The sequence below is a fragment of the Scytonema sp. UIC 10036 genome, from assembly GCF_009725235.1.
In genome coordinates this window covers 54,683-69,528 of sequence record NZ_WJFC01000052.1, presented here as the reverse complement: position 1 = coordinate 69,528, position 14,846 = coordinate 54,683, and the positions used below count along the sequence as shown (strand labels likewise).

Genomic DNA, 14,846 nt, shown 5'->3' with positions numbered 1-14,846 from the left:
CAGTAGAACAACGTGTTTTCACTGAGCTTTTATAAAGAAAATATAAAGAAATTATAAAGAAAAAGCTAATGAACTGTGGAAAATACGTAACATTTTTGTTGTCAAGCCTAAAAACACATATTGAATTCAGTATATACGGAAATTTATTAGTTATTTAAATGATTTATACTTAAGTATATTTAGTGAATTGTCAGGAAATACTAATTTTCTCAGGCTGCAAAATATATTTGCTTTTTCGTAAATCAAGAGAAATAACTTTATTAATCTAGATACTTTTAAAAGTTCAGCAGGAGGTTGACAAAATAGGCACATGGCTTTGAAGCGTAGTATTGAGGTACAAACATTTACCAATAGGGAAATTGTGCGATCGCTACATGGGTCTGTTGCAGGTCTTGATTTGAAGGCAGAAGTGAAGCACCTTACGAGCCATTCCAGACCCACCAGAGCGTAAAATTAGGTTAGGATGAACCAAAAGAGTTAAATTGATAGCCTATTAACGCAATGGAGTTAGCAGAAAATGATGATATAGAAGCATTTCTACTTGAGAGCTACGAGAATCTGGATCGAATTGAACGAGATATTATTGATTTAGAAACAGCATCTTCTAATGGAGAAGCGCTAGTTCGCATTTATCGCTCACTCCACACCTTGAAAGGAAATTGCGGCTTTCTACCGTTTCCAAAATTAGAATCACTTGCCCATGCAGGGGAGAGTTTGTTAAGTTCTCTGCGCGATGATGCTTTGCACTCACCTGACGGCGATGCTTCCAGAGGGAGCCGCCCCAAGGGCGATCGCAAGCTAGCGGTAACCCCTCAAATCGTCAGTATTTTACTGCAAACAGTTGACAGCATTCGGCAGATTTTATACCAGATAAAGACTACCAAGCATGAGGGCGATAACGATTACTCAGCACTCATCAAAGCTTTGACGCAATTGCAAGAAACCGAACCAGCGATCGCAGTCTCTGGCTTACCTCTTTCTGATGTTAATCCTCCGACACCACAGCAAGGTGAGTTTGTCGAGTCGAGCGGTGGCGAACTTGCAGAAGTTTCAGTCCTAACTGCATCAGAATCTTCTCATATCCGAGTCAATGTTTCTTTATTGGATCGGGTGATGAACTTGGTTGGTGAACTCGTTTTAGTCCGCAACCAAGTACTCGGATTTTCAGATCGGTTTCAGGATACTGCCTTTGTTGCGGCTTGCCAGCGCCTTAACCTAATTACAGCCCAGTTGCAGGAAGGGGTGATGAAAACTCGGCTACAGCCAATGAGTACCATTTGGCAAAAATTTCCTCGCGTGATTCGCGATTTGGCACTCACCTCCGGGAAACAAGTCCAGGTAGAAATGGAAGGAGCAGATACAGAACTGGATAAAAGTATTGTAGAAGCTATCAAAGACCCCTTGACTCACTTAGTCCGTAACTGCATCGATCATGGCATTGAGTTACCAGCCGAGCGGGCTGCTTGTGGTAAACCAACCGTAGGACACATATTTTTGAGAGCTTTTTATGAAAGCGGTAAAGTGAATATTGAGATTGGCGATGATGGTCGAGGTCTCGACCCAGAGCAACTTAAAGTGCGATCGCAGCAGCTTGGTTTAGTGAGTGCTGTGCAGGCTGCGACAATGAGCGAGTCGGAGGCTATGAACTTAATTTTTTTACCGGGCTTCTCCACTAGCGAACAAGTAACCACCCTTTCTGGACGAGGGGTTGGGATGGATATTGTCAAGAGCAATATTGAGAAAATTAACGGCAGCATTGAAATTCACAGTCAACTGGGACAAGGAACGACATTCAAACTGAAGATTCCGCTGACGCTGACCATTATCCCGGCATTAATTGTAACCTGTGGAGGCGATCGCTATGCCCTTCCCCAAACAAGCCTACAAGAGTTAGTTCGCTTGGAAGCAGAACAGGCAGTTAATAGTATTGAGATGCTTTACGACGTACCCGTGTATCGCTTGCGGGGCGATTTGGTGCCACTAGTTTACCTCAATCAAGTCTTGCAAATTGAAGACAAGGTTACCAGTTTGGAAACACTGAGCCTCGTAATTGTCCAAGCTGAGAACTATCGATTTGGGCTGATCGTAGACACAATAGAAGATATTTTGGATATCGTCGTTAAACCTTTGGGAAAGCAGTTGCAGGTGCTATCCCTATTTGCAGGAGCTACTATTCTCGGAGATGGTAGAGTCGCATTAATTATAGATGTCGTGGGTTTGGCAAACCGGGCTGGTATAATTACGAAACAAAAGCAGCTGTTGTCGAGTGACACAGCAGCAAACATCCAAGACCAAGTCAATCGCCAACAGATTTTGCTATTTCAGAGTCCCCAGAGTACACCCATGGGTATTCCCCTCACAGTAGCGTTTCGGCTGGAAGAAATTCCTCTTTCTGCTGTGGAGAAAGTAGGAAATCACTATGTGGTGCAATCTTACGGTAGAATTTTGCCACTGATCGATCTGCATGCGGTATTTGGCGATGGCGAAGGAGCTTTTGTCAGTGAAGCAGAGACGCTCGAGATGGTAATTGTTTCTCCCTACCCAGAACTGAGTGTTGGGCTAGTGGTCGATCGCATTCTCGATATAGTCGAAGAACCACTGACAATCGAAGGTATCCCTAGTAGACCGGGCGTTCTGATGAGTGCTGTCATTCAAGGTAGAATTACGGAAATTCTTGACATTGAGACTGTGATTCGGATTTCCAACCCCTATTTACTGCAAACAACCAATCGTGGCTGAACAAAAACTTTGCACTTTTTTTGTCAATCAAATTTACTTTGGGATTGACATAAAGTATGTTCAAGAAGTGATTCGCTCCCAAGAGATGACTCGTGTACCTTTAGCACCACCTGATATATGTGGACTCATTAACCTGCGGGGACAAATTCTAACGGCGATCGATTTGCAGCAGCGATTAGAAATGGGTGAGTCAGTCCTGCGATCGACCGCTAAATTTGTAGATGAAACCCAAGGATTTCATATCGTTGTCTGTTCTGACGATGAAGCAGTTAGCTTGCTAGTTGATGAAGTTGAAGATGTGTTGGAGTTTACAACAAAAACCTTTCAACCTCCACCCGCAACGCTAAAAGGTAAAATGCGTCAAATGCTAGCAGGAGCTTACCCACTCCAAGAAGGGTTTGTGCTAGTTCTAAATATCGAAAAAATTTTAGATGCTAATTTTAGATAAGAATAGAGGAGCGTTTGGGAATGACTACAAATCGGGCTGGCAAAACAGCCAACTCTAAATCTCCCTCGGTAAATAGTAAGGACTCGGTAGACACCGAACACAGTGCAACAGATGTGCAACTGCAACCGTTACTAGAAGCAATGAAAGCAGCCCGAGACGGTGATTTTAGCGTCCGTTTACCAGTGGAGAATAATGGCTTGGCTGAGATTGCCTCGGTTTTTAATGAGTGGGTGAGTTTGAATCAAAGTTTTGTCAGCCAAGTCGATCGCTTGGCATCCGATATTGGTACACAAGGGAAGTTTGGTTCTCAAGTCATTGTCAAAGGAACTAAAGGTTCTTGGAAAGAATCACTTGACAACTTGAACCGCATGTCATCAAATCTAACAGAGCAGATCCAAAGTATAAATGAAGTCACGCTTGCCGTTGCCAAAGGAAATTTGTCCCAGCAAATTGAAGAACACAATGCTGGAGGGTTTAAGCAACTTACTGATAATACCAATCAAATGATTGGTAGCTTGAAATCGTCCATTAGACAAATGGCAGAGGTTGCAACCGCAGTTGCATCTTCCTCAGAAGAACTAACCGCAGTCAGTCAGGAAATGACTGAGAACGCCAAACAAACATCAGAACAGGCAACTTCCGCCTCTGCCTCAGCAGAACAGGTAAATCAGAATACCAGTACAATTGTGACTGCGGTGGAAGAGATGAATGCCAGCATTCGAGAAATTGCTAAAACTGTCGTTGAAGGAGCAAAGGTGGCGGCTCAGGCTGTTAAAACCGCCGAGCGCACAAATCAGACAATTGACAAACTCGGTCAAAGTAGTATTGAAATTGGCAAAGTCATTAGGGTAATTACCTCGATCGCTCAACAAACAAAGTTACTAGCACTCAATGCCACGATTGAAGCTGCAAGAGCTGGGGATGCGGGTAGGGGATTTGCTGTAGTCGCCAACGAGGTGAAGGAACTAGCCAAACAAACGGCAAATGCCACCGAAGATATTAGTCAGCGAATTGAAGCAATTCAGACGGATACAAAAAGTGCTGTTGATGCGATCGCTCAGATTACTGACATTATCAACCAGATTAACGACTTGCAAAGCACGATCGCTAGCGCTGTTGAGGAACAAACAGTCACCACTAATGAAATTGCTCGGAATATCGCTGAAGCTGCCAAAGGAACATCGGATATTGCAAAAAATATTGGAATTGTGGCGCTCAATGCTCAAAGCACGACGGATGGAGCCAGTCATATGTCACAAGCAGCTATAGAGCTAGCTCGCATGGCAGCAGATTTACAGAAAGTTGTCAATAAATTTAAATATTAGTTAATTTTTATAATTATGCCCAAGATTCGGGTGCTGGTTGTGGATGACGCGGTTGTAGTTCGCTCGCGAGTCAGTAAGATTTTGTCGGGCGATCCAGAACTAGAAGTCGTAGGGGTTGCAGCCAATGGTCGCATTGCCCTGGCTAAGATTCCCCATGTCAATCCTGATGTTGTGCTATTGGATGTCGAGATGCCAGAGATGAATGGTTTAGAAACCCTTGCGGCAATCCGACAAATTTATCCACACTTGGCGGTGATTATGTTCAGCGCTTCCACGCGTACCGGAGCGATCGCGACACTCGAAGCTCTCTCTTTAGGTGCATCGGATTACGCAACAAAACCGAGTAATTTAGGGAGTGTGGAGGCAATAAACCAACATATCCGCGAGAACTTAATCCCCAAAATTAAGGTATTTGGTGCCAGAGCGACGCCTTTGCTAACGCCAATTACAATGCATCAAACTGTTTCTCCTGTACGCACTCGGGTAGAGCAAGTCAATGTTGTCGCAATTGGAGTTTCTACTGGAGGACCCAATGCTCTCGCTACATTGCTGAGAGAGCTTCCATCCGATTTTCCGGTTCCCATCTTGATCGTGCAACATATGCCTCCAATGTTTACAAAACTATTAGCGGAACGATTATCTTCTAAGTGTCAAATCAAAGTCGATGAAGCGATTCCTGGAGCAGTACTAGAACCCGGACAAGCTTGGATCGCACCAGGAAATTTTCACATGGTTGTGCAACGCGACAAAACTGTGGTTCGACTGGCTACCCATCAGAAACCTCCTGAAAATTCCTGTCGCCCTTCAGTGGATGTCCTCTTGCGTTCGGTTGCACAAGTCTATGGTGCTGGGGCACTTGCAGTTATACTAACGGGGATGGGACAAGATGGGTTACATGGCTGCCAATGTATCCGCGAAGCAGGAGGACAGGTGCTTGCACAAGACAAAGAGAGTAGTGTGGTGTGGGGGATGCCCGGATTGGTTGTAAATGCAGGGCTTGCCGATCGAGTTGTTCCTCTCGAGACAATGGCAGCCGAAATCATGCGCCGAATTCGTCCTTATCAAGTTCCTATTTTAGGTACGTCGTAATGAAGTCGGTTATGGCTGTAAGTACCACTGAATTTGACTATCTTCGTCAATTAGTGTATGATTACTCTTGTGTTGTATTATACGCTGATAAAACCTATCTGGCAGAGCTACATCTGCAGCCAATTGCAGAATCGCGAGGATTCGCTTCAATTGGGGATTTGGTCTCCTACCTGCGAAATCAGACCTTCGGCAACCTTCACATCCAAGTCATAGAGGCGCTAGTCACTAATGAAACGTCATTCTTTCGTGATGTTTACCCCTTTGAAGCACTGAAATGTGTTGTGTTGCCAGAATTGATCGAAAAACGAGCCATGCAGCGATCGCTAAATATTTGGTGTGCTGCTTGTTCCAACGGACAGGAACCTTATAGCATCGCTATGCTCATTCGCGAACATTTTCCCATGCTTGCCACTTGGTCTGTACGGCTGATTGCTAGCGATTTTTCCACTAAGGTATTAGCACGAGCACGCAAAGGGTGTTATAACCAGATGGAAATCAAGCGTGGGCTGCCCCAACTTCTTCGTGAGAAGTATTTTCATAAGCTTAATAATAACTGGCAAATTAAGGAAGAAATCTCCCAGATGGTAGATTTTCGTCAGATGAATCTCGTGCAGTCTTGGTCATCCCTCCCTGAAATAGACGTTATATTTTTACGCAATATTTTAATCTACTTTGATATACCGACCAAGAAAGCTTTACTGAAAAAGGTAAGGCAACAATTAAGACCAGATGGCTTCCTATTTCTCGGTAGTGGCGAAACGACCATTAACTTGGATGAATCATTCGAGCGAGTTCAATTTGATAAGAGCATCTGTTACCGATTACATAATACTTAAGGCAGAATAAGTGACAGTTTTACACACCGCCCTAACCTCAAAGGCATAGTACCGCGCAAAGTTGGCGTAAGTCTTTTAACGGTCTAGCTAACACACTAATCTATGACTTACACTAATCTATGACTTACGCACTGTACGCAGAAAAGATTATGTACTTAAACTAAATTATAACCTTAACAGGTTTTTGTTAAAAAAATTTACAAAATTCTCACCAGACTCTCACATTATTATATGTACACTTAGCTTGAAATTCTCCTTGACACGAAGTCATGCATCTGAAAAATAGTTGAAATTGAAAATTAGGCTCAATGCACATAAACCTTTTTTAGACAATGCGTAAGTTCTATAATTGATAATAAGGATTTCAAAAATCAAAAGGGCACAGTTAATGGCATTAGTTCTGATTATTGACGATGCAGCATTTTCTCGCAGGATGATCCGCAAGTTTCTGCAAGGCGATGGATATGAAATCATAGAAGCCACTAATGGGCGTGAAGGATTAGAAATGGTTCACAACCACAAGCCCAATTGTGTGCTAGCAGATCTTTTAATGCCAGACATGAATGGATTTGAATTTCTTGAGGCTTTACAAGAAGAAGGATTAAAAATTCCCACAATTATCATTTCAGCCGATATTCAGGAAGGGTCGCGCAATCAAAGTTATAATTTAGGGGCAGTCAACTTTATTAATAAACCGCCGAAAGCAAATGAATTGAGAGAGGCGGTTCAGCAAGTTATTAGTCTGAAGGAATGAAGCTTTTATGAATGTGACAGCAGATCAACTAGATGCCTTGCAAGAATTGATTAATATTGGTGTTGGTCGGGCTGCAAGTCTACTCAATGAGATGATAGACTCTCACATTTGTTTGGAAATTCCGTTTGTGAAAGTCTTGACTGCTTCACAAGCCTATCAAGAATTAGCAACACGATTCGAGCATGATAGTTTGGCGTCTGTAAGACTGGGCTTTACAGGCTCGTTTTATGGTACTGCTGGCTTGATTTTCCCAACTGAAAGCGCATCAACATTGGTTGCAGTCCTAACCAATGAAGAGCCAGGCTCGGCTGACTTAGATGCCGTCAAAATTGGCACACTGAGCGAAATTGGCAATATTGTGATTAATGGGGTGATGGGTTCGATCGGCAATGTGCTCAAGCAGCACCTGAATTACACATTGCCCGTTTACTTAGAAGATACAATTGATAATTTATTGTTGTCTACAAATGTGAGTAATTCACAAATTATACTTGCACAAGCACGCTTCACAATTAAACAATTAGAAATTATTGGAGATATTATTTTAGTTTTTGAACTCAGTACATTTGAGACGTTAATCAATGTGATTAACGAAGAACTTGGAGTAGTGTAAAAAATAAAATTTCTGAAATTTAGGTGCGAGAAATATTAAAATCGGTCTAAGGAAATGAAAAACGAAGTTGAGCAAGCACAGGAAAAGTTTAGCCTTTTAGATCGAATTCCTTTGGGAAATTTTGTATTGCATTCAGACCGCACTGTTTTATTCTGGAACTGCTGTTTAGAGGAATGGACAAAAATCCCGAGAAGTAAGATTTTAGGAAATTCTATTTATGACTATTTTCCTCATCTGAATCAACCCCGTTACGCTAGCCGCCTGCACCAAATTTTTGAGGGTGGACCCCCCACAATCTTTTCTTCTCAATTGCATAAATATGTCATTCCCGTACCCGTAGCACAAGATAAATACCGCATTCAGCATACCACAGTAACTGCTGTACCTGCATTGGATGGAGATGGGTTTTATGCCCTTTTCTCAATTCAAGATGTCACCGATCTAACGTTCCGAGTTCAGGAATATAGGAACTTGCGAGATCGGGCGTTGGCTGTAGCGAAAGAATACCAACGAGCAAAAGAAGCGGCTGAAACAGCGAACCGCATCAAAGATGAATTTCTCGCAATAGTTTCTCATGAACTTCGTTCTCCTCTGAATCCAATTTTGGGTTGGGCAAAGCTATTAAAAAAACGTTCATTGAACGAGGTTACTAGCTTGCGTGCCATTGAAACCATCGAACGCAATGCTGAATTACAGGTGCAATTGATTGACGATCTGTTGGATATTTCCCGCATTCTTCGGGGTAAACTAGCGCTTAATTTAGAAATCGTTAATCTTGTTTCTATTATTGAAGCCGCCTTAGAGACAGTGCGATTGGCAGCAGAAGCAAAATCAATTCAAATTCATCTGAATCTGAATCCAAAAATTGGATGGGTAAAGGGTGATAGCAATCGTCTTCAACAAGTTATTTGGAATCTGCTTTCTAACGCAGTCAAATTTACACCATCTGGTGGAGAGGTGGAAGTCTACTTAGAACAAATTGAATCTGAGGTACAAATTCGAGTCAGGGATACGGGTCAAGGTATTATTTCTGACTTTTTGCCATACGTATTTGAGTATTTCCGTCAAGCAGATAGTAGCATTACCCGCAGGTCAGGTGGACTGGGGCTGGGTTTGGCGATTGTACGCCGACTTGTTGAGTTACATGGTGGTAGAGTTTGGGCAGAGAGCTTTGGAGAAGGACAAGGCGCAACATTTACAGTTTGTTTGCCAGTGCTGCAACAGAGTTATGAGTTAGCAAGGGAAGATAGCAAGGTACTTAACAATTCTTATCCATATTCTATGCTCTGCACTCCGCTAGAAGGGATACGAGTGTTAGTTGTGGATGATGAGGCTGATACACGTGAGTTTTTAGCCTTTCTACTGGAACACCAGGGAGCAATTGTCACAACCGCAACATCAGCCAATGAAGCACTCGTTGCAATAGCACAGTCAAAGCCGGATTTGCTGTTGAGCGATCTAGGTATGCCAGAAGTTGATGGTTACACTTTAATCCAGAAACTGCGATCGCTTAGCCCAGATCGAGGAGGGCAAATCCCCGCGATCGCTCTAACTGCTTACGCTGGCGAGGCGACACAACAACAAGTTTTAACAGCTGGATTTCAACTGTATATGGCTAAACCAGTCGATCCTTCTAAATTGGTCACTGCAATTGCCGCACTCGTTCAAAGATTTCAATGAACTAGAAACAACCTTAACAAAAAACTACCAACACATCTTCTTACCAACATTTGAAACCTCTCAAATGGTGGTGAAGAAAAAACGTAAGCTAACTTCTAAAACAGCAAGAAATATGCTTACATGGTCGCACTATAGATTCAAACAGACTCTCAAATTCCACGCATTAAAGCGAGGTTGCGTTGTGCATGATGTCACAGAAGAATACACAGTGCGGACACGTTCATGAAAAGTTGGGAGGAAACAAAAAGTTTGTTTGTCCTAATTGCAATCATGAGATAGCTAGAGATTGGAATGGAGCCATTGTGGGATACTCAGCCTTTGGCAACTACTTTTTTGCCTTGCACCTGTTGAGTACGGGAGGCGGAGCCTCCTAATAGGCATTCCCAGCCTGAGGCTGGGAACGAGGTGACGGGGTGAGGTGGAGCCACCGGATCGAGGTGAGGGATCGGTGTCAACCAAATTACGGGTTGAGACTGATGGAATTTTCTTCTACTAAGGTAGGAGTAATTTCCGCTTTCACAGTTGGATGTGTAATCGATCGCAAAATGGGAGTGTTAGCAACCGAATTATTAGCCAGTGTGAAGATAGGATTTGATAAAATTCCAATTACGGAAGTGGCAATTAATGTCGCAATTAATCCGACTTGCATGGGTCTGTAACCGGGTAGATTCCAACGCACGTCTGGATAGTTCTTAACTGCGTCAGACATCTCATGAGGTTCCTTAACTACCATCATCCTAACGACACGGATATAATAGTAGATGGAAACTACAGTAGTGATTAAGCCAAGTAAGACTAAACCGTACAGTCCGGCTTGCCAACCAGCCCAGAATAAGTAGATTTTACCGAAAAATCCGGCTAGTGGTGGAATACCACCAAGTGACAGCAGAGCAATACTCAATCCTAAAGTAAGGAGTGGGTCTTTTTGATACAAACCAGAGTACTCTACAATTTGGTCTGTTCCTGTCCGTAAAGAGAAGAGAATCACGCAGATGAAACCGCACAAATTCATGAACAGGTAGACAAACAGGTAAAAAATCATACTGGAATATCCAGCCTCAGTACCTGCTACCAAGCCAATCATGACAAATCCGGCTTGAGCAATGGAAGAATAAGCCAACATCCGTTTCATGCTGGTTTGGGCTAGGGCGACTACGTTACCCAAAATCATACTTAAAACGGCGAGGGCTGTGAAGACAAACTTCCACTCTTCAGTTACTAGGGGGAAGGCACTCGTCAGCAGGCGGATAGCTAGAGCAAATCCAGCAGCTTTAGAACCAACAGATAGGAAAGCAATCACTGGCGTGGGTGCGCCTTCGTAAACGTCGGGCGTCCACTGGTGGAAGGGTGCGGCAGAAATTTTGAAACCAACTCCTGCAATAACAAACACTAAGGAAATGACTAAGCCCAGAGATTGACCGAATCCGTAGGTGGCAATTCCATTGGCGATCGCACTCAATTGTGTTTGTCCGCCGGATAAGCCGTACAGTAACGAAACCCCATACAAAAATACTGCTGTGCTTGAAGCGCCAATCAACAGATATTTTAGTGCTGCTTCATTAGAACGGGGGTCTCGCTTTGTATAGCCTGTGAGCAAATAAGAGGAAATACTTAGGGTTTCTAGGGAGATGAAGATCATCACTAGCTCGCTAGCCCCTGATAAAAACATTCCTCCAAGGGTAGCGCTTAGCAAAATCGCTATGAACTCGGCTATTGCAGTTCCGCTTTGTTCGACATAGCGAATTGACATCAAAATCGTCACCGCAGCAGACAAAGCAATGATACCGCGAAAGACGATGCTGAGGTCATCACTATTAAAGGCACCAAGAAAGGAACTGGGATTTGTGTTATCCCATTGGAAATACAGGGCGACGATAGAAGTCAACAAACCCGCGATCGCTAGATATCCAATCGAGCGCGAGGATGTCCGCCCTAGAATTAAGTCAACAATCAAAACCCCCAAAAGGGTAAGAATGACAATTCCCTCTGGCAATATAGTTCCAGCGTTTAACTGGGAGGCAAGATTAGCAAAATCCATGAGCTATGCAGGTTTTGGTTATTAGGCATTCAGATCCTACTGTGTTCATTCTATTTAAGATTGCTATCGTTGCACCAACAGTTGTTAGGTTCGTTAATCTATCTCTACCATTAAGTTAAATTATGCTTAAGTTTAACCGGGCAGATAAAATGTGCTATCGTTCTCGTACAATTTGTGCTTGTTCCTTCTGAACAAGGCAGAAGGGCTTCTACCTTGCGCTCTGGGCTGGCAATAGGCTTAATATAGAACCTTGGGGGGATTGTGAAAACGCACTCGTCAAAAATGCCAATTATAAGTTAAAGATTAAAATAACTGGAAATTCTAACCCCTGCTAAACCCGCCCCTCCCGTTGGGATCGGCTTTGCCAACAAGCAGGTCTGAAATTTCAAACCCAGCAGACAGTTTGTGTAAGGATTAGATGCATAATCCCAGAGCGTAAGGTCGAGTTAGACTGATACGCTCTTCATAATTTCTTTCAATTGATTATTTAGCCGAACAGCTATTCTTTTTTTGTAATTTCCATGTCAACTCTCGTCATCGTCGAATCTCCGACCAAAGCTCGTACCATTCGCAACTACCTTCCAGCCGATTACCGGGTGGAAGCGTCGATGGGACACGTGCGTGACTTACCCCAATCAGCTAGTGATATTCCTGCTAACGTCAAGGGAGAAGCATGGGCGCAACTTGGGGTAAATGTAGACGCCGACTTTGAGCCGCTCTATATTATCCCTAAAGATAAGAAAAAAGTTGTTACTCAACTTAAAGACGCTCTCAAAGAAGTCGATGAACTGATTCTGGCTACAGACGAAGATCGGGAAGGTGAAAGCATTAGTTGGCACTTATACCAGTTGCTCAAGCCAAAGGTTCCCACAAAGCGGATGGTGTTTCACGAGATTACTCAAGACGCCATTAAAAAAGCTTTAAAAAACTGCCGTAATATTGATGAACAGCTAGTTCGCGCCCAAGAAACGCGGCGGATTTTGGACAGGCTAGTGGGTTATACCCTATCTCCTTTGCTGTGGAAAAAAATTGCTTGGGGACTCTCAGCAGGACGCGTACAATCTGTAGCCGTGCGGCTTTTGGTGAAAAAAGAACGTCAGCGCCGAGCTTTCCGTCAAGGTTCGTACTGGGATTTGAAAGCAACGCTGACCCCCCCCTCTTCAACCAAAGGAGCGGCATTTGCCTCTCAACTGATTACATTACAAGGGGTGAGGGTAGCTAATGGCAGCGACTTTGATGCGGCGACAGGAACGATCGGTCGCGATCGCAATGTCGTTTTGCTCAATCAAGAACAAGCCGAAGCCCTTAGAGAACAACTTTTAGGCAAAACCTGGAAAGTCACAGAGGTTGAAGAACGCCCCGTAACGCGCAAACCTTCACCACCATTTACCACTTCTACCCTCCAGCAAGAAGCCAACCGCAAATACCGTATTTCAGCACGGGACACCATGCGGACTGCTCAAAGTTTGTACGAGCAAGGTTACATCACCTATATGCGTACAGACTCAGTTCATTTGTCAGATCAAGCCATTGCTGCTGCTCGTCAGTGTGTAGAAAACCGTTACGGTTCGGAATACCTCAGCCCCCAACCCCGACAGTACACGACCAAATCCAAAGGAGCGCAAGAAGCACACGAAGCCATTCGTCCTGCGGGTAGCAACTTCCGCACACCCCAAGAAACCGGTTTGAGCGGTCGGGAACTGCAGTTGTATGATTTGATTTGGAAGCGGACTGTTGCTTCTCAAATGGCAGATTCCCGTCAAACCCAAATCGTCGTGCAGTTACAAGTTGAAGATGCGGGTTTCCGTTCTTCTGGCAAACGCATTGATTTTCCCGGTTACCTCCGTGCTTACGTTGAAGGTTCTGACGATCCAGAAGCAGCTCTTGAAGACCAGGAAGTTATTCTACCTAATTTGAAAGTAGGATATAGCCCCAACTGCCAAGAATTAGAAGCTGTAGGTCACGAAACTCAACCACCAGCTAGATATACTGAAGCAACCTTGGTAAAAACTTTAGAAAGCGAAGGGATCGGGCGTCCGAGTACTTATGCCAGCATCATTGGCACAATTATTGATAAAGGATACGCTCAGTTGGTGAGTAATGCGCTTGTCCCAACTTTCACCGCTTTTGCTGTCACAGAGTTGTTAGAAAAGTACTTCCCCGATGTCGTCGATCCAAGCTTTACTTCCAAGATGGAGCAAACATTGGATGACATCGCTACTGGTGAAGCACAATGGCTACCTTACTTGAGATCGTTCTATTCTGGAGACAAAGGTCTAGAAACCCAAGTTAAGGAAAAAGAAAACCAAATTGATGCCAATTCAGCCCGGACAGTAGAACTGGAAAATTTAGATGTCAAAGTTCGGATTGGAAAGTACGGTGCTTATATAGAAAAAGAAAATGGAGATGAGGTTGTTACCGCCTCAATTCCTAAAGATCTGACACCAGCCGACCTCGATCCGCAAAAAGTAGAAACAATCCTGCGACAAAAAATCGTCGGTCCCGACGAAATTGGAACTCATCCAGAAACAGGCGAACCGATTTACCTGAAAATTGGACCTTACGGACCTTACGTTCAGTTGGGTGACAAATCGGAAGAAAACCCCAAACCAAAACAAGCATCCCTACCCAAAGGAGTTACATCCGAAAATATTACCCTTGAAGTCGCAATTGGTTTATTGGCTCTACCTCGGAAATTAGGACTTCATCCAGCCACGGGTGCTGAAATCCAAGCGAACCTGGGACGCTTCGGTCCTTACGTTGTTCACAACCAAAGTGGCGAAAAAGAATATCGCTCCCTAAAAGCTGGCGATAATGTGTTGACAATAACGCTAGAACGTGCTTTGGAATTGTTGTCGGAACCAAAAAAGGGGCGTAGTTCTTCCAGTAGCAAATCTAAAGCAGCTGAAAAGGAATTAGGTCCTCACCCAGAAGATGGTGAACCAGTTAACATCTACAAAGGTCCCTATGGACCATATATTAAGCATGGTAAAACCAATGTGCGAATTCCAGAAGGTCAAACGGTAGAGGATATGTCCCTAACCTCTGCCTTAGAGCTATTGGCATCTAAAGCCTCAACTGGAAAAGCTGGAAAATCTACTCGCAAAACAACGAGTAAATCAACAACCTCCAGTTCTAAATCTTCTACCAAGTCCTCAACCACCACTGGCAAAAAAACGAAGAAGGCGAGTTAGTTAGTGGTTGGTTGTTGGTTGTTAGTTGTTAGTCGTTAGTTGTTAGTTGGGGCGCTTGACCTTGTGCCCTTGCTATTTATTATAAGGGCCAACCAACAACCACTAACCACTAACCACTAACCACTAACCA

Annotated in this window: 12 protein-coding genes; 11 read left to right on the top strand and 1 reads right to left on the bottom strand. The window is 43.7% G+C overall.

What is annotated here, in order from left to right:
- Positions 1–310: 310 nt before the first annotated feature.
- From F7734_RS24140 to F7734_RS63795, 10 genes are all read left to right on the top strand, one after another.
- Positions 311–451, top strand: a complete 141-nt coding sequence (locus F7734_RS24140) for a hypothetical protein (RefSeq protein ID WP_155747026.1) — start codon at positions 311–313, stop codon at positions 449–451.
- A 50-nt stretch (positions 452–501) separates the two neighbouring features.
- Positions 502–2,739, top strand: coding sequence for a chemotaxis protein CheW (locus F7734_RS24135; RefSeq protein ID WP_155747025.1), 2,238 nt, complete (start codon positions 502–504; stop codon positions 2,737–2,739).
- A complete protein-coding gene (locus F7734_RS24130) occupies positions 2,732–3,187 on the top strand; it encodes a chemotaxis protein CheW (RefSeq protein WP_166482113.1) in 456 nt (151 codons plus the stop codon). Before F7734_RS24135 ends, F7734_RS24130 begins: the two co-directional genes overlap by 8 nt.
- 20 nt (positions 3,188–3,207) lie before the next feature.
- Complete coding sequence (locus tag F7734_RS24125; protein WP_155747024.1) at positions 3,208–4,512, top strand: methyl-accepting chemotaxis protein; 1,305 nt, start codon at positions 3,208–3,210, stop codon at positions 4,510–4,512.
- A gap of 15 nt (positions 4,513–4,527) precedes the next feature.
- Entirely contained in the window at positions 4,528–5,601 is a 1,074-nt protein-coding gene (locus F7734_RS24120) for a chemotaxis response regulator protein-glutamate methylesterase (protein ID WP_155747023.1), read from the top strand.
- Between the two features lie 11 nt (positions 5,602–5,612).
- Positions 5,613–6,437, top strand: a complete 825-nt coding sequence (locus tag F7734_RS24115) for a protein-glutamate O-methyltransferase CheR (protein WP_243147047.1) — start codon at positions 5,613–5,615, stop codon at positions 6,435–6,437.
- Between the two features lie 388 nt (positions 6,438–6,825).
- A complete protein-coding gene (locus tag F7734_RS24110; protein WP_155747021.1) occupies positions 6,826–7,191 on the top strand; it encodes a response regulator in 366 nt (121 codons plus the stop codon).
- A 7-nt stretch (positions 7,192–7,198) separates the two neighbouring features.
- Positions 7,199–7,804: a chemotaxis protein CheC gene (locus tag F7734_RS24105; protein ID WP_155747020.1), complete on the top strand. Its 606-nt coding sequence runs from the start codon at positions 7,199–7,201 to the stop codon at positions 7,802–7,804.
- 54 nt (positions 7,805–7,858) lie between these two features.
- Entirely contained in the window at positions 7,859–9,484 is a 1,626-nt protein-coding gene (locus F7734_RS24100; RefSeq protein WP_155747019.1) for an ATP-binding protein, read from the top strand.
- 185 nt (positions 9,485–9,669) lie between these two features.
- On the top strand, positions 9,670–9,858 hold the full coding sequence (locus tag F7734_RS63795; protein WP_243147046.1) for a transposase: 189 nt from the start codon (positions 9,670–9,672) through the stop codon (positions 9,856–9,858).
- An 86-nt stretch (positions 9,859–9,944) separates the two neighbouring features.
- Here the strand turns inward: F7734_RS63795 and F7734_RS24090 are convergent, their stop codons facing one another.
- Positions 9,945–11,522, bottom strand: coding sequence for an NAD(P)H-quinone oxidoreductase subunit N (locus F7734_RS24090; RefSeq protein ID WP_155747018.1), 1,578 nt, complete (start codon positions 11,520–11,522; stop codon positions 9,945–9,947).
- Positions 11,523–12,043: 521 nt separating this feature from the next.
- Here F7734_RS24090 and topA point away from each other — a divergent pair.
- Positions 12,044–14,716: a type I DNA topoisomerase gene (gene topA / locus F7734_RS24085; RefSeq protein ID WP_155747017.1), complete on the top strand. Its 2,673-nt coding sequence runs from the start codon at positions 12,044–12,046 to the stop codon at positions 14,714–14,716.
- Positions 14,717–14,846: the final 130 nt, after the last annotated feature.

What these genes read in the sequence shown, in the direction of transcription:
- F7734_RS24140 (WP_155747026.1), top strand. Translation starts at nt 311, where the DNA reads ATGGCTTTGAAGCGTAGTATTGAGGTACAAACATTTACCAATAGGGAA.
- F7734_RS24135 (WP_155747025.1), top strand. Translation starts at nt 502, where the DNA reads ATGGAGTTAGCAGAAAATGATGATATAGAAGCATTTCTACTTGAGAGC.
- F7734_RS24125 (WP_155747024.1), top strand. Translation starts at nt 3,208, where the DNA reads ATGACTACAAATCGGGCTGGCAAAACAGCCAACTCTAAATCTCCCTCG.
- F7734_RS24120 (WP_155747023.1), top strand. Translation starts at nt 4,528, where the DNA reads ATGCCCAAGATTCGGGTGCTGGTTGTGGATGACGCGGTTGTAGTTCGC.
- F7734_RS24115 (WP_243147047.1), top strand. Translation starts at nt 5,613, where the DNA reads ATGGCTGTAAGTACCACTGAATTTGACTATCTTCGTCAATTAGTGTAT.
- F7734_RS24110 (WP_155747021.1), top strand. Translation starts at nt 6,826, where the DNA reads ATGGCATTAGTTCTGATTATTGACGATGCAGCATTTTCTCGCAGGATG.
- F7734_RS24105 (WP_155747020.1), top strand. Translation starts at nt 7,199, where the DNA reads ATGAATGTGACAGCAGATCAACTAGATGCCTTGCAAGAATTGATTAAT.
- F7734_RS24100 (WP_155747019.1), top strand. Translation starts at nt 7,859, where the DNA reads ATGAAAAACGAAGTTGAGCAAGCACAGGAAAAGTTTAGCCTTTTAGAT.
- F7734_RS63795 (WP_243147046.1), top strand. Translation starts at nt 9,670, where the DNA reads ATGATGTCACAGAAGAATACACAGTGCGGACACGTTCATGAAAAGTTG.
- F7734_RS24090 (WP_155747018.1), bottom strand. Translation starts at nt 11,522, where the DNA reads ATGGATTTTGCTAATCTTGCCTCCCAGTTAAACGCTGGAACTATATTG.
- topA (WP_155747017.1), top strand. Translation starts at nt 12,044, where the DNA reads ATGTCAACTCTCGTCATCGTCGAATCTCCGACCAAAGCTCGTACCATT.